Here is a 24,744-nt window from a genome sequence, read left to right as displayed (position 1 = left end):
AAGTCACCTCATGCCCAAAGAAGCAAATCGTCACCAATTTGCTTTTCCAATATATTGGCCTTTAATTTCCCAGAGGCTATTAACGAAACTAGTGAGCGAATAACTCTAGGACGGAAGCTAATGTCATATAGAGCACAAATTTCATGCAAGAAAATAGGGGAGTGAATTTTTACAAGGCCATAAACACTATCATACAACTCGCAATGGCTCTGAAAACCAGCGTAACGATGTAGCAGCTTAAAATTATTCAAGACTGGATACTTTCTGATTTGAAGCTCAGTTACTAAGCTCAGCTCAAAACCTAACTGACATGCTGCTTCTTTTTTTGCCTGGAATTTTTGAAAAAATTCTGGATGGAGGGTTTTACTATGGGGCTTGACCTCAATAAAGGCCATTTTTTGATTATTATTTATTATCTTAAAATCAGGAGTGTAGGGGTTAGTTTTCCCATGAATTGAGTAAGTAAAACCCATAGGCTGGGCAATAAAAGACTTAACGTGAGGAGAGTATTCAAAGTGGTAGCAGGCATCAAATTCTAGGGACGACTCTACAGTGTGAGCAGAAGCAGTTTTGAAGCTAGCAAATTTATAGAGGTTTTTGACACGGGAATGACGGAGCTTACGCCTGTACATGACAGCACCCCATTTCGTAGGTTTACTACAAAAATAGGTTATGTCACGAGAAACCGCAAATTATGTCATTTTAACCGGATTTTATGTCAAAACAGACCAGAAACGACAAGAAATGGAGGCGGCCCCAAAAGCCACATCCCGGCACACGCAGCCACCACTACCGTTGCTCCCTTCCGGGCCTGGCGGGGTTCGCAGTTTAGCGTTGCGGGAGGACCTAAGGGACCACCATAACGGCACACTCTGTTATAGAGTAAGTGTGCTGAGGCTGATGTGGTGGCTACGCCCTGATTTGAACAGGGGACCCCATCATTATGAGTGATGTGCTCTAACCAGCTGAGCTACGTAGCCTTTCCCTCATCAACGGGTGCAGATTATGCCTACCTTAATGACGAAAGGCAAGCCGGATTCCGGCTTGCCCTGCTAGTCAACAAAGCGTATCGAAATCGACTTACTGAATAGCGGCGCGCACGGCCTCTGCACCTGGCTCGCCGTCTCGTGTTGTAACGCCGTCTAACCACTCGTCCAGTAGGCTATCATTGGCCTTCAAATAGTCACGCGCCGCATCACGGGGATCTTCGCCATCATCCATGATCGCGCTCATGAGCTGATTTTCCATTTCCAGCGTGAAGGTCATATTGCGCAGCAAGGTACCCACATTCGGGCACTCATCCACGAATCCCGCTCGGGTATTCGTGTGCACAGTCGCGCCGCCTAAATTTAGGCCAAAATAGTCGTCGGCATCAGCAAGATAAGCCATATCGAAGTTAGAGTTCATGGGGTGCGGCTCCCAGCCCAAAAACACCATCCACTGCTCATTGGGCACCCGGGCGCGCAGTTCCGCCAACATTCCCGCTTCGCTGGAATCGATCACCTGCCAATCGCCTAACCCATAAGCATCGTCATCGATCATCTGCTCAATGAGCTCGTTACCGTCGTTACCCGCTTCGATGCCGTGCACGCTACGCTCAAACTGCTCCGCATGCTCGGCCAAATCATTAACCGACGTTACCCCCGCATCGTAAACGTACTGAGGCACTGCCAGAGTATACTTCGCCGCTTCCAGGTTGGTCGCCAAGCGCTCAACTTCACCGCGCTCGATATAGGGGTCACTAATAGAGGCCATCGAGGGCATCCAGTTACCCAGGAAGACATCGAAATCATTGTTGCGCATACCGGCGTAGGCAATCGGAACGGAAACTGTATCGACGCTTGGCTCATAGCCAAGCCCTTCAAGGACTTCGCTGGCGAGCGCCGTGGTGGCGGTAATATCTGTCCAGCCCACTTCAGCAAAGCGCACGCTGCTGCACTCGTTTGCATAGGCTGCCGTTGGCAGACCCGCTGCCAGCAATAAAGCACCTGCATAGCGTGAAGAAGTTCTGCTCATCATCGTAGTCCCCTTTTATAAGCTTATTGCCAATACCTATTGCCAATACGTATTTCCAAAACATAGATACGAACACTCCGTTGCTGCAGTGGTCGCAGTGCGTAACAATCATCGGCGTCTTTTTATTGATTGAACGTTCAATAAAAAAATGCCATCATTGTTAGGTAATCATGTCTACGCTCGGGTTTCAAGCAACGACCCTGTTAGGCATTCAACGAATTAGGAGAACGTCGTGCCAAAGGTGGGAATGGAACCGATACGCCGCCAGCAGTTAATCAACGCGACTATGGCAGCCATTGATGAAGTCGGCTTAGCCGAAACTACCGTGATGCGAATTGCCCGCCATGCGGGCGTGTCAGCGGGCATTATCAGCCACTACTTTGGCGGTAAAGATGGCTTGCTGGAAGCGACGATGCGGCAAATCCTGACCGACCTGTCCGGAGCCGTTGCGGTGCGTCGCCATGCGCTGGAAGACGACTCTCCCCGCGCCCATATCGGTGCCATTATTGAGGGTAACTTTGACCGCACTCAGGTCACCGGCCCCGCCGCCAAGACATGGTTAGCGTTCTGGGCCAGCAGCATGCATAAGCCTATGCTGCAGCGTCTGCAAAACGTCAATGATCGCCGTCTTTACAGCAATTTATGTCACCAGTTCCGACGTGTTATGCCCCGCGTAGAAGCCCGCAACGCAGCACGCGGCTTAGCCGCCATGATTGATGGGCTATGGCTGCGTGGCGCACTAACGCCAGAAGGCCTTGACGCCGAAGAGGCCCGCTACCTTGCCCACACCTATCTCGACCAGCTTTTTGCTCATCATGGATGCACCAACAAAGCATCCAATATTTACCTTTAATTTTCTGATTCTTGGAGATCGACATGGCCGCTCAAGACGTACAGCCACTTTATATTGATGGTCGCCAGGTAAACGCCACTTCAGGCGATACTTTTACCGTTACCAACCCCTTCGATGGCAGCCTGCTGGCCACTATCGGCCAAGCCAGCCAAGCGGATGTTGACACCGCGGTCGCCGCAGCCCAGCGCGGCCAGCGCGAGTGGGCCGCGATGAGCGGCATGGAGCGCTCACGCATCCTGCTGCGCGCCGTCGCGCTGCTGAGGGAGCGCAATGACGAGCTAGCTGAGCTTGAAACCCGCAATACCGGCAAGCCGATCAGCGAAACGGCCAGTGTCGATATCGTTACCGGCGCAGATGCGTTGGAGTACTACGCGGGCCTGGCGCCGGCTATTGAAGGCAGCCAGATCCCCCTTCGCGACAGCTCTTTTGTGTACACTCGCCGCGAGCCCTTGGGTGTCATTGGTGCCATTGGCGCCTGGAACTACCCGATCCAAATCGCCTGCTGGAAAGCCGCCCCGGCGCTGGCGGCAGGCAACGCAGTGGTATTCAAGCCCAGCGAAGTGACCCCGCTGACCGTGATGAAACTAGCGGAAATCTTTACCGAGGCAGGCCTGCCCAACGGCGTCTTTAACGTGGTTCAGGGCGACGGCCGCGTGGGCGCCATGCTCACCGAGCACCCAGGCATCGCCAAAGTCTCGTTCACCGGCGAAGCAGGCACCGGCAAGAAAGTGATGGCCGCCGCTGCTAGCTCAACGCTGAAAGACGTCACCATGGAACTGGGCGGCAAATCGCCGCTGCTGGTGTTTGCAGATGCCGACCTTGATCGCGCTGCAGACGCCGCCATGATGGCCAATTTCTACTCCAGCGGCCAAATCTGTACCAACGGCACGCGGGTATTTGTTGAGCGCAGCGTTAAAGATGCTTTTGAAGCCAAACTGGTGGAGCGCGTTAAGCGCATCAAAGCAGGCGACCCCATGGATCCCAGCGTCAACTTTGGTCCCCTAGTCAGCTTCGAGCATCAGGAGAAAGTGCTCTCCTATATTGCCCTGGGCAAAGAGCAAGGCGCTCGCCTGCTCGTGGGTGGCGACGACTGGAACACTGGTAGCTTTGCCAATGGCGCCTGGGCTGCACCCACCGTGTTTACCGACTGCACTGATGAGATGCGTATCGTGCGCGAAGAGATCTTTGGCCCGGTGATGTCGGTACTCGCCTTTGATGATGAGGCGGAAGTCATTCGCCGCGCCAATGACACCACCTACGGCCTGGCCGCCGGTGTCTTCAGCGAAAGCTTGAACCGCGCCCACCGCGTGATCCACCAGTTGGAAGCGGGTATTTGCTGGATTAACACCTGGGGTGAGTCACCCTCGGAGATGCCGGTAGGCGGCTATAAAGAGTCGGGCATTGGTCGCGAAAATGGTGTTGAGACGCTCAATCACTACACCCAGACCAAGTCGGTACAAATCGAGATGGGGCCATTTGAGTCAGTGTTTTAACTCTAAGCACTAAGCTCCGCCGGTAGGCATAACACGAAGACGCTGTGAACCCATCCATGGGTGCTCGGCTTTTTCATCTGACCGCCAAGGATGGCGGGAATGCTGGAATCGCATGGAGCACTTTCCGGCCCTGAAAAAGACGCTTCGCTTTTATGCCTACCGGCTCACTTCCTCGACTCGCCAGATTTCTTAAGGAGACACTATGTCTCAACCACGCGAATTTGATTACATCATTATCGGTGCAGGCTCGGCGGGCAATGTGCTCGCTACCCGCCTCACCGAAGACAGCAACGTCAGCGTATTGCTGTTAGAAGCGGGCGGGCCCGACTACCGCTTCGATTTCCGCACCCAAATGCCCGCTGCCTTGGCATTCCCACTACAGGGCAAGCGCTACAACTGGGCGTTTGAAACCGACCCCGAGCCACATATGGATGGTCGCCGCATGGAGTGTGGTCGTGGCAAAGGGTTGGGCGGCTCCTCACTGATTAACGGCATGTGCTATATCCGCGGTAATGCACTCGATTACGACAACTGGGCCAAACAGCCCGGCCTCGAAGATTGGGACTACCTAAGCTGCCTGCCCTACTTCAAAAAGTGCGAAGCCCGCGACATTGGACCCAACAGCTACCACGGTGGCGACGGCCCGGTCAGCGTGACCACGCCCAAAGCGGATAACAACCCGCTTTATCGCACCTTTATTGAAGCCGGCAAGCAGGCTGGCTACCCGGAAACCGAAGACGTTAACGGCTACCAGCAAGAAGGCTTCGGCCCTATGGATCGCTTCGTCACGCCCAAAGGCCGCCGCGCATCAACGGCCCGAGGCTACCTGGATACCGCCAAACAGCGCCACAACCTCACCATCGAAACCCATGCCGTTACCGATATTATTGAATTCGAAGGTAAACGTGCGGTGGGGGTACGTTATGAGCAGAAAGGCGAAAAACAGCAGGCCTACGCCCACCGTGAAGTACTCCTGTGCGGTGGCGCCATCGCTTCCCCGCAGATTCTGCAGCGCTCAGGCATCGGCAACCCTGAACTGCTGAAGGAACTGGGTATCGAGACGGTTCACGCCCTGCCCGGCGTAGGTGAAAACCTCCAGGATCACCTGGAGATGTACATCCAGTACGAGTGCAAAGAACCCATCTCGCTCTACCCCGCGCTAAAGTGGTACAACCAGCCCAAAATTGGTGCTGAATGGCTGTTCAATGGCACCGGCGTGGGCGCCAGCAACCAGTTTGAATCCTGTGGTTTTATCCGCAGCCGCGATGAAGAGGAGTGGCCCAATCTGCAATACCACTTCCTGCCCATTGCCATTAGCTATAACGGCAAGAGCGCGGTGCAGGCCCATGGCTTCCAGGCCCACGTTGGCTCCATGCGTTCAGAAAGCCGTGGTCGTATTCGACTTACCTCGAAAGATCCACACGCCGCGCCCAGCATCCTGTTCAACTACATGGCCAAAGAGAAAGATTGGGAAGAGTTCCGCGATGCTATTCGCCTGACTCGCGATATCATCGCTCAGCCAGCCTTTGATAAATACCGTGGTCGCGAGATAGCACCAGGGCCCGACGTGCAGTCGGATGCCGAGCTCGATGCCTTCGTCAAACAGCACGCCGAAACCGCCTACCACCCCTGCGGTAGCTGCCGTATGGGCGAGGGTGAAATGGCCGTCACCGACGGCCAGGGTCGTGTCCATGGTATTGAAGGCCTTCGCGTCGTAGATGCCTCACTGTTCCCGGTGATTCCCACCGGCAACCTGAATGCGCCCACCATTATGTTGGCCGAGAAAATCGCCGACCGTATCAAAGGCCATGAGCCGCTTCCCCGTGCCAGCGTTGACTATTACGTCGCCAACGGAGCACCGGCCAAACGCGCCTGAACATTTAGTCTGTTTTTTACTCCAAACGCCATGGCTTGTCGCCATGGCGTTTTTTTTGGCTACGTTAAAGGAACAAGCTACGCCAAACGTGCCTAAAAACTTGCGTGTGATAGCCCCCATCTGCCAATATTCAAACAAGTGTTCGACTCAATATCTCAACAACGATGTTACTCGCGTTTTATTAACAACAGTCGGCCTGCAACAGTGGCCAGCAAAAAGAGAGATAACCTATGCTCACCCTACTTCTGATCGTGCTCGCCATTGTCGGCTTGCTCGTGGTCATGCGTCGCGAAGCAGGCGCTCCCGCGGCGCTAGCTGTGTTTGGCGTATTAGGCCTTGTTGGCCTACTGTTTGACGCGGAAATCATTGGTGGTCTGCTGCTTCTTGGCGCTGCGGCAGTAGCCGTGGCAGGCCTGCCTGCACTGCGTCGCAAGTGGCTCACACCGCGCTTATTCGCCACCTTTAAAAAAGTCGCCCCCAAAGTTTCCGCCACCGAGCGCACAGCTCTGGAAGCGGGCAGCGTTTCCTGGGACGGAGAGCTATTTTCAGGCAAACCCCAGTGGGAAAAACTGCTCGCCTTTAAAGACGATGGCCTACGCGACGATGAGAAAGCCTTCCTAGCCAATCAGTGTGCGAAAGCCGCTGGCATGTGCAACGCCTGGGACATCGCCCAGGAGCGCGCCGACCTGCCCCAGCAGCTTTGGGACTACCTGAAAAAAGAGGGTTTCTTCGGCATGATTATTCCGAAGGAGTACGGTGGTCTTGGCTTCTCGGCTAAGGCTCAGTCCATGGTACTGCAGAAGCTCTCCGTCAATGAAACCCTGATGGTGACCGTGGGCGTACCCAACTCCCTCGGCCCTGGCGAGCTGCTGCTTAAATACGGTACCCAAGAGCAGAAAGATCATTACCTGCCGCGCTTATCCGATGGCCGCGAGATCCCCTGTTTTGGCCTCACCGGCCCCCGCGCAGGTTCTGACGCTACCTCGCTGCCAGACACTGGCGTTGTATGTAAGCAAACCATTAACGGCGAAGAAGTGATCGGCCTGCGCCTTAACTTCGAAAAACGCTGGATCACTCTGGCGCCCATCGCCACAGTCGTTGGTCTTGCCTTCCGTCTGTTTGACCCGGAAAAATTGCTGGGTGACGAAGAAGATCGCGGTATTACCCTGGCGTTGATTCCCCGCGATACCGACGGCATGGAAATCGGCCGCCGTCACCACCCTATCGGCAGCCCGTTTATGAACGGCCCGATTATCGGCAAAGATGTCTTTGTTCCGCTGGACACCATCATTGGCGGCCCAGACATGATCGGCCAGGGGTGGCGGATGCTGGTGGAGTGTCTGTCTATCGGCCGCTGCATCACGCTGCCGTCAGGCGCCACCGGCACCGCGCGTTACGCCCTGGGCTGGAGCGGCGGTTTCACCCGTGTTCGTCGTCAGTTCAACGTGCCGGTTGCCGAAATGGAAGGTGTGCAAGAGCCCCTCGCCCGCATGACGGCGCTGGCCTATATCTCCCAGGCCACCGTGTATCAAACCGCCAATATGATCGACCACGGCGAAAAACCCGCCGTGCCCTCAGCCATCCTGAAGAGCCAGTTGACCGAGTTCCAGCGCGTATTGCTTAGCGATGCGATGGACGTTCACGGCGGCAAGGCGGTCACTCTTGGCCCGCGCAACTACCTCGGTATCGGTTACAGCGCCAACCCGGTGGCGATCACCGTGGAAGGCGCCAACATCATGACCCGCAACCTGATGATCTTTGGTCAGGGTGCTATTCGCTGCCACCCCTACGTACTAGAAGAACTGGCTGCCAAAGACGCCAACGATATGCAGGCGTTCGATAAAGCCTTCTTCGGTCACGCGGGCTTGATCTTTGGTAACGCTGCGCGCGCCTTTACCCTCGGCTTTGGCATTGGTAAAGCCAGCGTACCCTTCGACGGCCCCGCCGCCGCCTATGCCCAGGATATTGCCCGCCTCTCCGCTGGCTTTGGCCTGTGTGCCGATGCTGCCATGGCAAGCCTGGGTTCAGCGCTGAAGAAACGTGAAATGATCTCTGCACGGCTGGGGGATGTGCTGTCTAACCTCTATCTCACCTCAATGGTACTCAAGCAGTGGCAGGCAGGCAGTAAAGTAGAAGGCGAAGAGGCGCTGTTGCACTACAGCTGCCGCTTCCTGCTCCAGCGTGCCGAGCAGGCGTTTGTGGAGATTTTCGATAATCTACCCAACCGTGCGCTAGGTAAAACGCTCAACGCCGTAGTAATGCCCACCGGTCGCCGCTGGAATAAACCCCACGATGACCTGGCCCGGGATATCGCTAAGCGTGTGTCTACACACAGTGCCCTGCGCACCAAGCTGCTGGAAAACACCTGGGATGCAGACGACGGTGAACAGCGCAACCCGCTGGCGCGCTACAACGCTTTGCTGGTCGATTATGACCGCGCCGAGGCGATCTACCGCACGGTGAACAAGGCGTATGCTAAAGGCGAACTCCCGCAAACGGCGCTGCATCCTGAGGCTCGTGTAGAAGCCGGTCTGGAAAAAGGCCTGATCAATGAAGAGGATGCCGACTTTATGCGTACCTTCGAGGCCGAAGTACTGGAAATGCTCACCGTGGACGATTTTGCCTACGATGCCTTTGCCAAGAATAAGTCCACGCTGATCGAGCACAACGGAAAACCTGCGGTAGCGCCTAAGCCGGAGGAAGAAAACGTTAAGTAATACCTCTCTTGTTCAAAGCGTTACCTGTAAAAAAAGCCGACTTCTGCATGCCAGGAGTCGGCTTTTTTGTGTTCACTTTCTACACCTAAATGCGTAGACCGAGGAACCAAAAACGCGTTGCAAGTTCGCAAACGATCAACTAGCCTTTCGTAAACGAAAACGATCTACCTTATCCAACAACAATGACGCTAGCGAGATCGGCATGTCCTTACATTTGCAAAATATCGATCACATCGTTAACGGTGTGCCCCATATCAGTGGGATAGACTTAGCCCTAGAGCCAGGATCCTTTAATGTGCTGCTTGGGCGAACACTTGCTGGCAAAACCACTTTAATGCGCCTAATGGCGGGGCTTGAACCACCCACCCGCGGCAAAATTATTATGGATGGCAAAGACGTCACGAACGTCTCAGTGCGTAAACGCAATGTCTCCATGGTGTACCAGCAGTTTATCAACTACCCCAGCCTCACCGTTTATGACAACATTGCGTCGCCGCTTAAACTGGCCAAACACCCAAAAAGCGAAATTGATAAGCGGGTTGGCGAAATTGCTGAAATGCTGCATATCGAGCACCTGCTTAACCGCTACCCGCAGGAACTCTCTGGTGGCCAACAGCAGCGTACCGCCATGGGGCGGGCCTTGATCAAAGATGCCGACTTAATTCTGTTTGATGAACCGCTGGTCAATCTGGATTATAAGCTCCGCGAAGAGCTACGCGATGAGTTGCGTGATCTGTTTAAAGCGCGTAACTGCATTGCGGTATATGCCACCACCGAGCCCAATGAAGCGTTAGCGCTGGGCGGTAACACGGCGGTACTGCACGAAGGCAGGCTTCTCCAATACGGCCCTACCGAGCAGGTCTATCGCGAGCCCAATGGCCGCTTTAGCGCAGAAATGTTCTCCGAACCCCCAATCAATATCGTTCCCGGTCAGCTGACCGACAGCGAGATCACCTTCGACCAAACGCTTCACTTTCCCTGCGATGACGAGCTAAAGCGTCTTGAACCGGGTGATTACGACTTTGGCGTGCGAGCTTCGCATCTCACTCTACAACCCCAGCAGGCCGATGACCTGGCCCTGGATGTCCATGTGGATGTAGCGGAAATTAGCGGCTCTGAAACCTTCCTGCATGTTCGCCACGAACGCTTTCCCTTAGTGCTGCACTTAGCGGGTATTCACCAGTTTAGTGTTAATGAACCTCTGAAAGTTTACTTCCCCACCCATCAACTTTACGCCTTCGACAAGCAGGGGCACACGGTACATATTCCTGCACGTCAGGGAGGAGCTGCCCATGGCTGAGATCACACTAAAAGGCTTGGCGCACTCCTACGAAAAAACACCCAAGGGTGCGGCAGATTACGCCATCCGACAGATGGATCATGTATGGCATCAGGGCGGCGCCTATGCCCTATTGGGCCCTTCAGGGTGCGGTAAATCGACCCTTCTGAACATTATTTCGGGCCTGCTTGAACCCTCGGAGGGTGACGTACTTTTCGACGGTCAGCGGGTCAATGAGTTGCCCCCAGAAGAGCGCAATATTGCCCAGGTGTTCCAGTTTCCGGTGATCTACGACACCATGACGGTGTTCGATAATCTTGCCTTTCCCCTGCGCAATATGAATACCCCCGAGTACCGGGTGAAACCCAAGGTACTCGAAGTCGCCGATATTCTTGAGCTGACCCCTTTGCTGGATCGTAAGGCCAAAAACCTGACCGCCGACGAGAAGCAGAAGGTCTCCATGGGCCGTGGGCTGGTACGTGACGACGTAACGGCGATTCTGTTTGATGAGCCGCTCACCGTTATCGACCCGCAGCTAAAGTGGAAGCTGCGTCGCAAGCTCAAAGAGATTCACGAGCGCTTCAATATCACCATGATCTACGTGACCCACGATCAGCTCGAGGCCTCTACTTTCGCGGATAAAATTGCCGTGATGTATGAGGGCCAGGTGGTGCAATTCGGCACCCCACGTGAGCTGTTCGAGCGCCCTGCGCATACCTTTGTGGGTTACTTTATTGGCAGCCCGGGCATGAATTTTATGGCCGTGGAATATCGCGACGATCAGGTAATGTTCGGCACACAGCCACTGCCGGTTAGCGAGCAGATGAAGCACGCTGTCGCCAGCGCTGCCAATGCCAGCGCTAACAATATTAGCCATAACAATATAAAACTAGGCATCCGCCCCGAGTTTATCGCCATTTCCTCAAGTGAAGTGGCCAATAGCGTGCCGATTCAGGTGACCAGCGTGCAAGACCTGGGCACCTACTCCCTGCTGACCTTCAAACTCAACGAGCAAACGTTTAAGGCACGCCTGCCCGAAGGCCATCCGCCGGTCAGTGAAGCGGCGTTTGCGCACTTCGATGCTGCTCACGTAGCGCTGTATATCGATGAATACCTGGTGGAGGCTGGTCATGAATAACAAGGTACCCAATAACAGAGCCTGGCTACTGGTGCTTCCCATGCTGGTGTTGGTGGCCTTCTCCGCCATCATTCCGCTCATGACCGTGGTCAACTACTCGGTGCAGGACGTGCTCGGGCCGAACGCACGCTTTTTTACCGGCACTGAGTGGTTTCAAAGCATGCTCAACGACGACGCACTGCAGGCAGCGTTTCTGCGCCAAATTTCGTTTTCGCTGATTATTCTGGCTATTCAGATCCCGCTAGGGATTGGCATCGCGCTGATTATGCCCAAACGCGGTTGGCAAGCCTCGGCGGTGTTGATCCTGATTACCCTGCCGTTGCTGATTCCCTGGAACGTAGTGGGCAGTATCTGGCAAATCTTTACCCGTGGCGATATCGGCTTAATGGGCTGGGGCCTGCGCGAACTGGGCATGGAATACAATATCACCCGCAATGCAGGCGACGCCTGGGTAACGATCATTTTAATGGACGTGTGGCACTGGACGCCGCTGGTGGCCATGCTGTGCTACAGCGGTCTACGCTCGATTCCCGAAGCCTACTATCAAGCAGCACGTATCGACCGTGCCTCAAAATGGGCGGTATTCCGCTATATTCAGCTCCCCAAGCTAACCAACGTGTTGGTAATCGCTGTACTGCTGCGCTTTATGCACTCCTTTATGATCTACGCCGAACCCTTTGTACTGACGGGCGGCGGGCCGGGCAGCGCCACCACTTTCTTAAGTCAATCACTAACCACTATGGCTGTCGGCCAACAGGATTTAGGCCCTTCTGCAGCTTTCTCGCTGATCTACTTCCTGGTCATTCTGCTGGTGAGCTGGGTGTTCTACACCACCATTATGAATATGCAGAAAGACAAACCGCCGCACGGAGGTGCCTAACATGAGCTATCAACTCGAAAACACCCAGCGCGGTGAAAAGTACAACACGATTTTTAGCAAGGTTTCACCGGCCAAGCGGCGTAACCGCACCGCCCGTGCACACTGGCGCTCGCGTATCCTGCTTGGCCTTTATCTGGCGCTGATGATTCTGCCCATTTACTGGCTGATCAATATGTCGCTACAGACCAATAGCGAAATTCTCGGCTCGATGACGCTGTGGCCCCAGAACCTTACTTTTGATAACTACATCGGCATTTTCACCAACTCAAGCTGGTACATGGGCTACGTCAACTCGATGCTCTACGTAGCGATGAATATGCTCATCACCATCTGCGTCGCGCTACCCGCCGCCTACGCCTTTAGCCGCTACACCTTTATTGGCGACAAGCATCTATTTTTCTGGCTGCTGACCAACCTAATGGCGCCACCTGCGGTATTTCTGCTGCCCTACTTCCAGCTCTACTACTCGGTAGGCCTGTTCGATACCCACATCGCCGTCGCGCTGGCTCACTGCCTGTTCAATATCCCCCTTGCTATCTGGATTTTGGAGGGCTTTATGAGCAGCGTGCCTAAAGAGATCGATGAAACCGCCTATATCGACGGCTATAGCTTTCCGCGCTTTTTCGTCAAGATTTTTATCCCCATGATCCGCTCAGGCATTGGCGTCACGCTGTTCTTCCTGTTCATGTTCTCCTGGGTGGAGCTGTTGCTGGCCCGCACGTTGACAGCCACTGACGCCCAGCCCATTGGCATGATCATGACGCGCACATCGACTGCTTCTGGGATTGACTGGGGCACTTTGGCCGCCGCCGGTGTACTCACCATCATTCCCGGCATTCTGGTGGTCTACTTCGTTCGTAACCATATCGCCAAGGGCTTTGCCCTGGGCCGTACCTGAGGAGATCTCGCTATGTCTTGGATGGTATGGACAGTGCCCACCGCCATATTCTTTTCATCCATTGCGGCCATGCTGGCAGGCATGACGGTATGGGAGATCATGTCGCCCACTGTTGAACGCAAAGGTTTTTTACCCATTGCCACCACTCGCGGGGATCGGCTGTTTATCGGCCTGCTCTCCGCAGCCTTTATCCATTTGGGCGTGATCGGCTTCACGTCACTTTCCATTTGGATAGCACTAGCGGTATCAGCCGTATGGCTGCTGGTTTTAATGCGCTGGGGATAGCCCTTGGGACTAGCCCTTGGGAAATGCCATCAGCGTTTAATCGGTATCAAGGACGGCCAAGCCATCAAGGAAGAACACAACAAAACGAGGTCAACATGCAAAAGCACGACAATAAATCCAAACTGACTAAATTCAAACTGACTAAATTCAAACTGACAACCCTCGCCGCCAGCTTGTTGCTGGCGTCGGGAACGCTGTCAGCGCAAGAGCAGGATACCCGTGCCATCGCTGAACGCTTGGTCGACGAGCACTTCCAGAACTCAACCCTGAGCCGCGAAGAGCAGATCGAAGAGCTGATGTGGTTTGCCAACGCTGCCGAGCCTTTCCGCGGCATGGATATTCAAACCGTGGCTGAAGGCCTCACGACTCACGTTTATGAAAGTGAAGTGCTTGCAGAAGCCTTTAGTGAGCTGACCGGCATTAACCTGACCCACAACATCATCGGTGAAGGTGATGTGGTGGACACCATGCAGAATCAGATGCAGTCGGGTAACAGCATCTACGATGGCTTCGTCAATGACACCGACTCCATCGGCACGCATATTCGTTATGGCACCACCATCAACCTGTCTGAAGCGATGGAGAACGAGTGGGCCGACTATACGTTGCCCACCCTGGATTTAGACGACTTTATTGGACTGCAGTACGGCACCGGGCCAGATGGCAGCCTCTTTCAACTGCCCACCCAACAGTTCGCTAACCTCTACTGGTTCCGCTATGACTGGTTTACCGACCCTGAGCTGATGGCACAGTTCGAAGAGGTCTACGGCTACCCTCTTGGCGTTCCCACTAACTGGACGGCCTATCAAGATATCGCCGAGTTCTTTACCGAGCATGTCGGCGAAATAGATGGCACCAAGGTGTATGGCCATATGGATTACGGCCGCCGCGATCCGTCACTGGGCTGGCGCTTCCACGACTCCTGGCTCTCCATGGCAGGTATGGGCAGCCCCGGCGTCCCTTCCGGCAACCCGGTGGATGACTGGGGTATCCGCGTCAACGAAGATAGCCAGCCAGTAGGCGCAAGCGTAAGCCGCGGCGGTGCTACTAACTCACCGGCCTCGGTATTTGCCATGCAAAAAGCCGTCGATTGGCTGCGTGACTATGCCCCTCCTGAAGCACAGGGCATGACCTTTGGTGAGGCTGGCCCGGTACCTGCGCAGGGACACATTGCCCAGCAGATTTTCTGGTACACCGCCTTTACTGCCGACATGACCGACCCTGCAGTCGCAGTGACCGATGACGAAGGCAACCCGCTATGGCGCATGGCTCCATCCCCCACCGGCCCGTACTGGGAAGAGGGTATGAAGGTCGGCTACCAAGATGTAGGCGCCTGGACGTTCTTCGATTCAACGCCGGAAGATCGTCGCACCGCGGCGTGGCTGTTCGGCCAGTTCACCGTGTCTAAAACGGTGTCTTTGGAAAAACTGATGCACGGTCTAACGCCGATTCGTGAATCTGACATCTTCTCTGAGCAGATGACCGAGATGGCCCCCAAATTAGGCGGCCTGGTGGAGTTCTACCGCAGCCCCAACGAGTCGAACTGGACGCCTACCGGCACCAATGTGCCTGACTACCCACGCATGGCCCCACTGTGGTGGCAAAACCTGGCGCCTGTCATGAGTGGTGAAGTCACGCCTCAGGAAGGCTTGGACAAACTGGCGTCGGATATGGACAGCACCATGCATCGCCTAGCCAGGGCCAACGTCTTCGACAGCTATGCGCCCGTGCTCAATGAAGAGCAGGATCCGCAATACTGGCTGGATCAGGAAGGCGCACCCAAAGCCAAGCTGGACAATGAAATGCCCCAAGGCACCACCGTTCCTTATGACGAAATGATGGAAGCCTGGATGGCAGCCGGTACGCGCCAAGAGTAATCACGCGTAACGCTTGCAGGGTGGGCAACCGCCCTGCAAGGGTTTCATTGGCGGCAGGCCATAGCACAAGAGAAAACACCCAGGGCACCAGGGCTATTTATTTGTTAATTGGATCCGCTATGAAACTGCGAAATCGAAATATAGAAAAATTACCTACCGAGACCTTTGATGCCCTGATTATAGGGGGCGGTATCAATGGCGCGGCCACTGCGGCGGCGCTGGCTGGAAAAGGCGCTAAAGTCGCACTGATTGATCGCGGCGACTTCGCTGGCAGCACCAGCATGCACTCCTCCAACTTAGTTTGGGGAGGCATTAAATACATGGAAAGCAAGGATTTTGCACTGGTTCGAAAATTGTGCAAAAGCCGCAATCACTTGATAAAGAGTTACCCCTCTACCGTGCAGGAGATTCGTTTCCTGACCACTATTTCGAAAGGTTTCCGCCACTCACCACGCTACCTATGGGCGGGCACCTGGCTTTACTGGCTGATGGGCAACGGCTTCACTAAACTGCCACGCCTGCTTTCGCCTAACAAGATTAAGCAGCAAGAACCCATTATCGATATTGAGGACGCCGTTGGCGGCTTCGAGTACTCCGACGCCTACCTCCACGATAATGACGCACGCTTTGTGTTCAACTTTGTGCGCCACGCGCTTAACTATGGAGCAATTGCCGCCAACTACGTCGAGTCACTCGGCGCCGAACGGGTCGGCGACCTATGGGTGACCAAAGCGCACAACGTGATGGATGGCAGCACCTTCGATATTCATGCCAAGGTATTAATCAACGCTGCTGGCCCCTGGGTAGATCAGCATAACGAGCTGACCGGCCAAAAGACTACCCATCATCACCTCTACTCCAAGGGCATTCACCTCATCGTTCCACAGCTAACCGATTCACAGCGGGTGTTGGCATTTTTTGCCGACGATGGAAGGCTGTTCTTCGTCATTCCCATGGGCAATCGCACCTGTATCGGCACTACCGATACCCATATGGAGCATCCAGAGGTGGACGTTACTGCTGACGATATCGCCTTTGTGCTGGAAAATATCAATAAACGCCTAACGCTAGATCAACCGCTCACACAAGACGACATTATCTCGACACGCTGTGGCGTAAGGCCTTTAGCCATCAAAGATGATCAGGGCAGTGACCGAGACTTTTTACAGCTTTCTCGCAAGCATGTGGTCGATACCAACATTGAGAGTGCGCATATCAGCATCTTTGGTGGAAAACTTACCGACTGTTTGAACGTAGGGGATGAGATTGCCGAAGATATAAGCCGCCTGGGCGTTTCACTTTCAGACCCCAACTTTCGGTGGTACGGGGAACCTGCCAAGCCCGTGAAACAGCAGTTTATGGATCAAGCCAAGCGTATGAACCTAGATGCCATGACCGCCTCTACGTCATCGGAGCTGCTCTCCTCTCGGCTGTGGCGGCGCTATGCCGATCAAGCCATACCGATGCTGGAGAAAATTCGTCAGGATCCCGCTCAGGGCGAAATCCTCATTGAAGGCACTGAGTACATCCGTTGTGAAATTGAGCATGCCCGCGACCACGAGATGATCACCCAGCTTGAGGACTTCCTGCGCCGCCGCGCCAAAGTTTCTCTGGTGGTACCTCATGAGCAGTTACGCCATTCCACCGGTTTAAAGGAAGCGTGTCGGGTACTGTTTGGTGACGATGCTGAAAATCGATTTAGCCAGTACTTCGAACAAAATCGCGATACTGCACTTCCGCCGACATCGACAGCGGTTTAGCGTAAAAAAGCCCCCTCACCTAAGTGAGGGGGCTCAAACAATCAATAAGCGATGCCCTACTCTTCGTCTTCAATTCGCATTTGAGAGTCCCCTGAGAGCACTTCATCCCAAGCTTCTTCCAGTGTGCAGCCTGAGCGGCTATCCACTGTGTCGATGACCTCAACGGCATGCTGCAGTGATTCACGGTTGCCCTTCAGTGCCACAACAAGTCTAGCGAGATCTTGTTTGCTGAAAGTGCTGGCGATGCTGTCGGCTTGTTGGCTCAGTTCGATGCAGTTCATTAGTAATACCTCATGGTATGGTCATCCGCTGCTTAACCGACTATCGGTTAAAAAAAGCAGCCATCTTAGTTAACGACGTATGGTGACGTTGCTACTCATGCTGGGCCGGATAAGTGCCCAGTTCGGCAACTGCGAAACGGTCACAAGCTTTGCAAGACCTTCGCCTTTAGCGCTCGGGTAATACTGAAGCGCTATGGTTCTGTAGCAGGGATCGGGTCAGTGACTCGGGATAACGAAGCACCCTCCTGATCCATGGCTTCACTATGGTTCACTGCAACAAAACCCACAATGCATCATTGGCAGCAGGGGTGGTTGTAACTCGACTACATAAACACTCATTAAGTGTTAAGTGTGTTAAAGACTTTCATGAGGGGCGCTAAAAGCGAAGAAAGGCGGCCAATGGTTTAATTGGCCGCCGCATTATAAAGAATCGAAAGAGTTAATAGATAGTGTGCTTAAGTAGTGGGCTAAATCGTTATTACCTAAGGCGTGGAGCGCACGCGCGAAACCGCATCCAACCAGCCTTGATAGAGCTGCTCGCGAGTGGTCTCCTCCATAGCAGGCATAAAGCTCTTCTCACAGCGCCACAGCTGCTCAATCTCTTCGAGGGTTTGATACCAACCTAAACGCAACCCGGCTAAGTAAGCAGCCCCCAGCGCCGTGGTTTCCAAAATCGTAGGGCGATCTACTTGTACACCCAGCATATCGGCAAGAAACTGCATCACCCAGCTGTTCTTCACCATGCCACCGTCGACGCGCAAAGTGCCTGGCGCGGCCTCCATGTCGTCGTTCATACAGTGCTGGAGGTCGCGGGTTTGATAGCACACCGCTTGCAGGCCAGCGGCGACTATTTCAGCGATACCGGTATCGCGAGTTAGCCCAAAAATAGCGCCACGCGCTTTGGGATCCCAGTGTGGAGCGCCCAAGCCGGTAAAGGCGGGCACCAGATAAACGCTGTGACCACTGCGGGTCTCCTGGGCCAAGGCCTCCGTCTCTGACGCATCAGCAAACAGGTTCAAGCCGTCACGTAACCACTGCACCGTCGCCCCCGCCACGAAAATACTGCCCTCCATGGCATAGGTCGGCTTTCCATTAAGCCGGTAGCCAATGGTGGTCAACAGGCGATTGCGCGACAGCGAGGGCGTTTCGCCGGTATTCACAATCATAAAACAGCCTGTGCCATAGGTGCTTTTACCCATCCCCGGTTGAAAGCACGCCTGCCCCACTAAAGCAGCCTGCTGATCCCCCGCTACCCCAGCAATGGGGAGCGCGGCACCCAGCCAGTGCGCTTCGGTGGTGCCAAAATCATCGCTGGAGTCTTTCACTTCGGGCAATAAATTGGCGGGAATATTAAACAGCGCCAGCAGCTCTTCATCCCACTCCTGAGTATGGATATTAAACAACGCCGTGCGTGAAGCATTGGTGGCATCGGTCACGTGCTGCTGACCGCCTGTCAGCCGCCAGATTAAAAAGCTATCTACCGTTCCAAATGCCAACTCGCCCTGCTCGGCGCGCTCCCGAGCACCCTCAACGTTGTCCAGTACCCAACCAAGCTTGGTGGCTGAAAAGTAGGGATCAATCAATAGGCCCGTTTTAGCTTGAACGGTATCGGTATAGCCTTGATCGCGCAGTGACTGGCATAAATCTGAGGTGCGGCGATCCTGCCAAACGATGGCGTTATAGAGTGGCTTACCCGTTTTCCGATCCCACAGAATAGTGGTTTCCCGCTGGTTGGTAATGCCGATCCCGGCTATTTGGTCGGCGGAAACTTCAGCGTTACGCATCACATCTCGGCAAGTCGCCACCACGGTTTCCCAAATGTCTCCGGGGTTGTGCTCAATCCATCCGTCGTGGGGGAAGTGCTGAGTGAATTCTTGCTGGGCAACAGCGGCCACCTGGCCTTGGCGGTCAAACAGAATGGCGCGAGAACTGGTGGTACCTTGATCAATGGCGAGTATAAAAGAGGACATATCGAGTTCGCTTTGTTGTATTATCTTTCGATTTTGTATGATTGAAAACCTCTGATTAACGCGATGAGCGCAGGCCAGACAAGGCAAAAATCAACGAAAAAGCGGAGTTTACGGGGTGTAAATGAGCATTTTGAGGCGATTTTTAACGCTGTATGGCCAAGCGCAATAGTTAATCAGAGGTTTCCACGTTTTCGCTTTATTATCATCCAAGGCTACTCTAGCCGCCCAAAATGCTCAAGGCTGAAACTACCTCATTAAGCAATGTAGAGCGCCACATCGTGTTGCGTCAGCAAGCGCTGAATCGCGTCTGGGGGTTTGCGGTCGGTAAATAGCGCATCCAGCTGTTCCAGGTTACCTTGCCGAACAACCGGGTTACGGTGAAATTTAGAGTAGTCCGCCGCCAGATAGATGCGCCTGGAATTGGCGATAATCGCCTGAGCAACGCGCACTTCCTGGTAATCAAACTCCAGCAGTGAGCCATCCTCATCGATACCGCTGATGCCGATAATGCCGTAGTCCACTTTGAACTGATTGATAAAGTCGATCGTTGCTTCACCGATAATGCCGCCGTCCCGGGAGCGCACCTGACCGCCGGCGATAATCACGGTGAAATCCTCTTTATGTTGCAGGATAGCGGCAACATTTAAATTATTGGTAATGATCTCAAGGCCCTGGTGCTCTAACAGCGCTTGAGCAATCACTTCATTGCTGGTGCCGATATTAATAAACAGAGAGGAGTGATTCGGGATGTGCTGTGCTAAACAGCGGGCAATGCGCTCCTTTTCTTCCAGATGCAGTGTCTTGCGCGTGCTGTAGGCGGTATTGACTGTACTCGACTCGATTCCTACTCCGCCATGCACCCGCCTCACCCGGCCCTCATTGGCCAGGGTATTTAAATCGCGACGGATGGTTTGTGGTGTCACGGCAAAATGATCGGTGAGCTGCTCAATACTCATATAGCCGTGCTGACGAACTAGCTCGACAATGGCATCCTGACGAAATTGTTGATTCATAAGCCCGGCCTGTTCGATTTTTATTGATATCTGAACATAATCTAGCAAAATTTTCGAAACCTAATAGCACTATTCATACAATTCCGCAGGTGCCAAACCGACAGACCAAGCGGCGACCTCGCCTATTAAAGCGGCCACACCCATAGGATCATTGGGATAGCAACCACCAGCACCACCAGTGATAGCGGCAAGCCCAGTTTCCAATAATCACCAAAGCGGTAGCCGCCAGGCCCAAGCACCAGCGTATTGGATTGGTGCCCAATAGGGGTTAAAAACGCACAGGAAGCGCTAACAGCTACGACCATCAAAAACGGATCCAGTGAGACGTCAAAGCCATTGGCTAAGCTCACCGCAATCGGTGCCATCAGTAGCGCAGCCGCCGCATTGTTAACCACATTGGAGAGCAGCATAGAGAGTAAAAACAGCCCTATCATGGTCACCACCACCGGCCAATCGCTGCCAAAACTGAGCAGCGCGTTAGCAATCAAATCTGCACCTCCACTGGTTTCTAATGCTTCGCCCACGGGAATCATCGCCGCGAGCAGCACTATGACGGGGCCATCAATGGCCTGATACCCTTCCCGGAGTGGTAACACGCCAATCAGGAGCGAAATCAGTGCCGCACTACTCATGGCCACCGCTGCGGGGAGTAGATCAAACAGCATGGCGACGATTGCCAAGGCAAAAATAGCAATCGACATAGCAAGTTTGCGTGGCTGCCCCAGATGCAGTTCACGGCTAGCCAGGGGTAGACACCCAAGCGAGGCCAGGCTATCTGACATCTCGTTTTCACTGCCCTGGAGGAGCAAAACATCACCGTTTTTAAAACGAATATCCCGCAACCGCTGCTTCAAGCGCCCGCCATCCCGTGCGACAGCCACCAAGTGCAGGCCAAACTGATGGTTTAAGCGTAGCTGGCGTACGCTGCGGTTAATCATCATTGAGTCGTTACGCACCACGGCCTCGATCAGTTGCAGGCCCTCGGTATCCACGGGCTGTCGATCCTGCGCAGAATCTTTCTTATTCACAGGATCCTTATCACTCTCCGTAGGCTCAGCATCCTCCGCCTCAGGGTCTTCCTCCAACTCTGCAATCGCGCTTAGCCCTACTTTGTCTTCCAGCATTTGAAGCTCATCAGGCCCTGCTTCTAATAGCAGAATATCGCCCTCTTCCAGTGCGCCGTGGAAGTTATAGCCTGCACGGCGGTTGTCATCACGCACCACCGCTAACACGGGAATGGTTTCGTCCAGTTCGTCGCGCAACTGTTGTAGCGTTAGCCCCTTGGCCTTCGACTCTTCGCCTACTTTCAATTCGACTAAATAGTTGGCGGTATCGAACATTTCATCCGTAGAGGCCTGGCCGCTACGCTTGGGCGTCAAGCGCCAGCCCACCAGAACAATAAAGGCCAGCCCCGCCAGCGCAACTACGATGCCTACAGGCGAGAAGCTAAACATACTAAATGCTTCATCTGTCACATCACGGCGATAACTGGAAATAATGATATTGGGTGGGGTACCAATCATCGTGGTCAGGCCGCCGAGCAGAGAGCCAAACGCCAGGGGCATAAGCAGTAAGGAAGGCGAGGTGTTGTGTTCGCGGGCAAGCCGCATAGCTACCGGTAGCAGCAGTGCCAGGGCGCCCACATTATTCATAATACCTGACAGCACAACAATGGTACCCACCAGCACCAGGAGTTGGAGCAGCAGGTTTTCCCCCACTTTAAGCACTTGGTTGGCAATAATATCGACCACGCCCGAGCGCTCAAACCCTCGGCTAAGCACCAGTACAGCGGCCACGGTAATCACCGCCGGATGGCCGAAACCGGCGAAAGCGCTTTCGGCCGGCACAAGCCCCAGCATGACCGAACCCAACAACGCTGCCAGCGCCACTAAGTCATAACGAAAGCGTCCCCATATAAACGCGGCGAGCGTTAGCCCAAGTACGATAAACACCAGTGTGCTAGGTGTAAGCGTTAACCCGCCAAGATCCAATGCTTCAATACTTACGTTTTCAATACCGGAGCCCTCAGCGCTTGAGCCCTCAACACTTATGTCCTCAGCCGACATCCTTTTCCCACTCCCTTGCTGGCGTTTGAAAGTTCACCATGCGATTGATGCAAAACACGCTTTAACATGACTATTTCTTCTGCACATTAGACGTTTACTATACAGAGGTATAGACCCTGCATACGCAAAGCCTATAAACACATAGCCAAAAGGGACAAAAGCTCGGCAAAGCCGAGCTTCATATCGGTAGTGTAATGAAGGGTAAAGCGGGCTAATAAAAGCGCTTACTTTTGGCGCTCAACAATAATGTGAGCATCAACAATCTTATAGCGATGCGTGCAGCCTTTGAGATATAGGAAACTTCACGGGGCCCTGGCCAACCGCTTCAGGCTGCCCCTTCTGCTGCTCTCAAAGCTCTATCGTCGGATAAAACGAATTCGCTACGGCAAAAGAATAGTTGAGCCCGTGGTCTTGCGGCTTTGCAGGGCGTCTTGGGCTTTGCCAGCTTCTGCAAGTGGGTAGCGGTTGGCGATATCAATGTTGACCTTACCGCTTTCAATCATGGCGAAAAACTCTTCGCACATCATCTCCAAACGCTCGCGGGTGTCGGCGTAGCCATTCAGGCTGGGGCGGGTCACGTAAAGTGCGCCCTTCTGATTCAGAATGCCGATATTAACGCCCTCCACCGGGCCAGACGCGTTGCCAAAGCTGACCATCAGACCACGGGGCTTCAGGCAGTCCAGTGACATTTCCCAGGTGTCTTTACCCACCGAGTCATACACCACATCGCACATATCGCCGTTGGTAAGCTCGCGTACGCGCTCTACCACGTTCTCTTCGCTGTAATTAATTGTCGCCCAGGCACCGTTGGCCATGGCTAGATCCGCTTTTTCCTGTGAACTGACTGTGCCGATCAGCTTAACGCCTAACGACTTCGCCCACTGGCAGGCAATCGAACCTACCCCGCCCGCTGCGGCGTGAAATAGAATGGTTTCGCCACCTTTTAGTTCATAGGTTTGGCGAAGCAGATACTGCACGGTAAGGCCCTTGAGCATACTCGCCGCTGCGGTGTCGAAATCAACGAAGTCGGGTAGCTTGACCACTTTAGCCGCTGGCAGCGTATGCAGTTCAGCATAGGCGCCCAACGGGCCTTGGGCATAGGCCACGCGATCGCCAACCTGAAGGTGTGTGACTCCTTCGCCAACCGCATCGACCACGCCTGCACCTTCGGTGCCTAGACCAGAAGGCATGGAAGGGGTTGGATAGAGCCCGGTACGAAAATAGATGTCGATAAAATTAAGGCCAACGGCTTTATTAGCAATACGTACTTCACCCTGGCCAGGTTCAGCAGGGGTAACGTCGACCAGTTCAAGTACCTCAGAACCGCCGGTGCGGGCAAATTGAATACGCTGAGACATTAGGACTCCTTATTGTGTAATTCGGCTATTATTCGAGTTGATACGCCATCTCTGAATAATGCTAAGCATGGCAACAGGTGCTGCTATACAAGCGCGTCATGGCATTTAAATCAAGCTAGCACGCTAGCGTATTTTTACCCACTAGAACGCGAGGCAATGCAATCCTGCTGTCATGCGCCCATGCTAGTATTAGCGCTTCTTTATCGTCTAAGGCTTAGAGATTTGTCATGACGCATCCCGCTATTCAACTCCCCGCGCTGATTGCCCACCGCGGCTACTCCGCCGCTGCCCCTGAAAACACCCTCGCCGCGGTGCGCGCCGCCTATGAAGCGGGAGCCACATGGGTAGAGCTGGATGTGCAGCTACTGGGTGATGGCACCCCGGTGATTTGGCACGACGGCGATGTAGCACGCTGCTCAAACGGACGGGGCGGACTCGCCTCCATGAGCTGGGCGAAGGCGCAAACCCTGGATGCCGGGGCTTGGTTTGACGATCGTTTTGCGGGTGAGAAGATGCCTAGCCTCAGCGAGATGTTGGCACTGCTTAACGAGCTGGAAATGGGCGCCAATATGGAAATCAAGGTCAACAAAGGCCGCGACCCCATCGCGCTGGTGGAACGCGCGCTGCCGGAAATGCTCGACACTCTCCCCCCCGAGCGCTTGATTATCTCCTCCTTCAATGCCGCGGCTCTTGGCCACTGCCGTCAATTTGCCAGCAAAGAACGGCTGGCCCTGGGTGTGCTGTTCGGTAGCGTGCCCAAAAGTTGGCGTGAGCAGTGCGAGGCCATTGAGGCTTTTAGCGTGCACCCCCACTGGCCGCGTTTGAAGCGCGCCCAAGCCGAAGCTATGCAGCGCGATGGCTATCAAATATTGTGCTATACCGCCAATGACCCCAGTGCCTTTCATAGCCGCTGGGAGTGGGGCATCGGCAGTGTCATCACCGATGAACCCGCCGCGTTCAAGCGCTTTTTAGACAGCCATTGAT

Annotated in this window: 19 protein-coding genes, 1 tRNA gene and 1 other RNA gene; 12 read left to right on the top strand and 9 right to left on the bottom strand. The window is 54.2% G+C overall.

The genetic code is table 11. The annotated features are described in order from the left end of the window. Nucleotides 1-8: 8 nt before the first annotated feature. From YERSI8AC_RS10615 to YERSI8AC_RS10600, 4 genes are all read right to left on the bottom strand, one after another. The gene (locus tag YERSI8AC_RS10615; protein WP_039858295.1) at nucleotides 9-632 is read right to left on the bottom strand and encodes a TnsA endonuclease N-terminal domain-containing protein; all 624 of its coding nucleotides are present in this window, start codon (nucleotides 630-632) and stop codon (nucleotides 9-11) included. A 122-nt stretch (nucleotides 633-754) separates the two neighbouring features. After that, nucleotides 755-851: signal recognition particle sRNA small type (ffs, locus tag YERSI8AC_RS10610), an RNA gene on the bottom strand. Nucleotides 852-903: 52 nt separating this feature from the next. Beyond that, nucleotides 904-980 (bottom strand) — tRNA-Met (locus YERSI8AC_RS10605). 100 nt (nucleotides 981-1,080) lie between these two features. Further along, entirely contained in the window at nucleotides 1,081-2,019 is a 939-nt protein-coding gene (locus YERSI8AC_RS10600) for a choline ABC transporter substrate-binding protein (protein WP_159176722.1), read from the bottom strand. 229 nt (nucleotides 2,020-2,248) lie between these two features. On the opposite strand from YERSI8AC_RS10600, the gene betI reads away from it, so the two are divergent. The 11 genes from betI to YERSI8AC_RS10545 all read left to right on the top strand — a co-directional run bounded on the left by betI (nucleotide 2,249) and on the right by YERSI8AC_RS10545 (nucleotide 17,072). Beyond that, nucleotides 2,249-2,869: a transcriptional regulator BetI gene (betI, locus tag YERSI8AC_RS10595; protein WP_009286516.1), complete on the top strand. Its 621-nt coding sequence runs from the start codon at nucleotides 2,249-2,251 to the stop codon at nucleotides 2,867-2,869. 23 nt (nucleotides 2,870-2,892) lie between these two features. Continuing rightward, entirely contained in the window at nucleotides 2,893-4,362 is a 1,470-nt protein-coding gene (gene betB, locus YERSI8AC_RS10590) for a betaine-aldehyde dehydrogenase (protein WP_027959237.1), read from the top strand. A gap of 202 nt (nucleotides 4,363-4,564) precedes the next feature. Beyond that, the gene (betA, locus tag YERSI8AC_RS10585) at nucleotides 4,565-6,238 is read left to right on the top strand and encodes a choline dehydrogenase (RefSeq protein ID WP_159176721.1); all 1,674 of its coding nucleotides are present in this window, start codon (nucleotides 4,565-4,567) and stop codon (nucleotides 6,236-6,238) included. Nucleotides 6,239-6,468: 230 nt separating this feature from the next. Further along, the gene (locus YERSI8AC_RS10580) at nucleotides 6,469-8,955 is read left to right on the top strand and encodes an acyl-CoA dehydrogenase (RefSeq protein WP_022523705.1); all 2,487 of its coding nucleotides are present in this window, start codon (nucleotides 6,469-6,471) and stop codon (nucleotides 8,953-8,955) included. Between the two features lie 202 nt (nucleotides 8,956-9,157). Next, nucleotides 9,158-10,255, top strand: a complete 1,098-nt coding sequence (locus YERSI8AC_RS10575; RefSeq protein ID WP_022523706.1) for an ABC transporter ATP-binding protein — start codon at nucleotides 9,158-9,160, stop codon at nucleotides 10,253-10,255. Next, nucleotides 10,248-11,372 carry an ABC transporter ATP-binding protein gene (locus tag YERSI8AC_RS10570; RefSeq protein ID WP_022523707.1) on the top strand — a complete coding sequence of 375 codons (1,125 nt, stop codon included), beginning with the start codon at nucleotides 10,248-10,250 and terminating at the stop codon, nucleotides 11,370-11,372. Before YERSI8AC_RS10575 ends, YERSI8AC_RS10570 begins: the two co-directional genes overlap by 8 nt. Continuing rightward, a complete protein-coding gene (locus YERSI8AC_RS10565) occupies nucleotides 11,365-12,252 on the top strand; it encodes a carbohydrate ABC transporter permease (RefSeq protein ID WP_159176720.1) in 888 nt (295 codons plus the stop codon). The genes YERSI8AC_RS10570 and YERSI8AC_RS10565 overlap by 8 nt, the downstream gene beginning before the upstream one ends. 1 nt (nucleotide 12,253) lies before the next feature. After that, nucleotides 12,254-13,150, top strand: coding sequence for a carbohydrate ABC transporter permease (locus tag YERSI8AC_RS10560; RefSeq protein WP_008956663.1), 897 nt, complete (start codon nucleotides 12,254-12,256; stop codon nucleotides 13,148-13,150). Between the two features lie 12 nt (nucleotides 13,151-13,162). Continuing rightward, nucleotides 13,163-13,435, top strand: a complete 273-nt coding sequence (locus YERSI8AC_RS10555) for a DUF2160 domain-containing protein (protein ID WP_022523709.1) — start codon at nucleotides 13,163-13,165, stop codon at nucleotides 13,433-13,435. Nucleotides 13,436-13,530: 95 nt separating this feature from the next. Beyond that, nucleotides 13,531-15,312 (top strand): ABC transporter substrate-binding protein, encoded by a 1,782-nt coding sequence (locus YERSI8AC_RS10550; protein ID WP_159176719.1) that lies wholly within the window; start codon nucleotides 13,531-13,533, stop codon nucleotides 15,310-15,312. 119 nt (nucleotides 15,313-15,431) lie between these two features. Continuing rightward, nucleotides 15,432-17,072: a glycerol-3-phosphate dehydrogenase/oxidase gene (locus YERSI8AC_RS10545; protein WP_022523711.1), complete on the top strand. Its 1,641-nt coding sequence runs from the start codon at nucleotides 15,432-15,434 to the stop codon at nucleotides 17,070-17,072. Nucleotides 17,073-17,128: 56 nt separating this feature from the next. Here YERSI8AC_RS10545 and YERSI8AC_RS10540 read toward each other — a convergent pair whose 3' ends face one another. The 5 genes from YERSI8AC_RS10540 to YERSI8AC_RS10520 form a co-directional block, all read right to left on the bottom strand. Further along, on the bottom strand, nucleotides 17,129-17,353 hold the full coding sequence (locus YERSI8AC_RS10540; protein WP_022523712.1) for a hypothetical protein: 225 nt from the start codon (nucleotides 17,351-17,353) through the stop codon (nucleotides 17,129-17,131). A gap of 482 nt (nucleotides 17,354-17,835) precedes the next feature. Then, nucleotides 17,836-19,323 carry a glycerol kinase GlpK gene (gene glpK, locus YERSI8AC_RS10535; protein WP_159176718.1) on the bottom strand — a complete coding sequence of 496 codons (1,488 nt, stop codon included), beginning with the start codon at nucleotides 19,321-19,323 and terminating at the stop codon, nucleotides 17,836-17,838. A gap of 254 nt (nucleotides 19,324-19,577) precedes the next feature. Then, nucleotides 19,578-20,336, bottom strand: a complete 759-nt coding sequence (locus YERSI8AC_RS10530; protein WP_022523714.1) for a DeoR/GlpR family transcriptional regulator — start codon at nucleotides 20,334-20,336, stop codon at nucleotides 19,578-19,580. Between the two features lie 125 nt (nucleotides 20,337-20,461). Further along, nucleotides 20,462-22,402, bottom strand: coding sequence for an SLC13 family permease (locus YERSI8AC_RS10525; protein ID WP_022523715.1), 1,941 nt, complete (start codon nucleotides 22,400-22,402; stop codon nucleotides 20,462-20,464). 380 nt (nucleotides 22,403-22,782) lie between these two features. Further along, a complete protein-coding gene (locus YERSI8AC_RS10520) occupies nucleotides 22,783-23,760 on the bottom strand; it encodes an NADPH:quinone reductase (RefSeq protein ID WP_009286508.1) in 978 nt (325 codons plus the stop codon). 227 nt (nucleotides 23,761-23,987) lie between these two features. Here YERSI8AC_RS10520 and YERSI8AC_RS10515 point away from each other — a divergent pair, with 227 nt between their 5' ends. Beyond that, complete coding sequence (locus YERSI8AC_RS10515) at nucleotides 23,988-24,743, top strand: glycerophosphodiester phosphodiesterase family protein (RefSeq protein WP_027959228.1); 756 nt, start codon at nucleotides 23,988-23,990, stop codon at nucleotides 24,741-24,743. The last annotated feature ends 1 nt before the right edge of the window (nucleotide 24,744 follow it).

It is taken from the genome of Halomonas sp. 113 (assembly GCF_904067645.1).
Taxonomy (GTDB): domain Bacteria; phylum Pseudomonadota; class Gammaproteobacteria; order Pseudomonadales; family Halomonadaceae; genus Vreelandella; species Vreelandella titanicae.
This window is presented reverse-complemented; position numbering and strand designations above follow the sequence as displayed.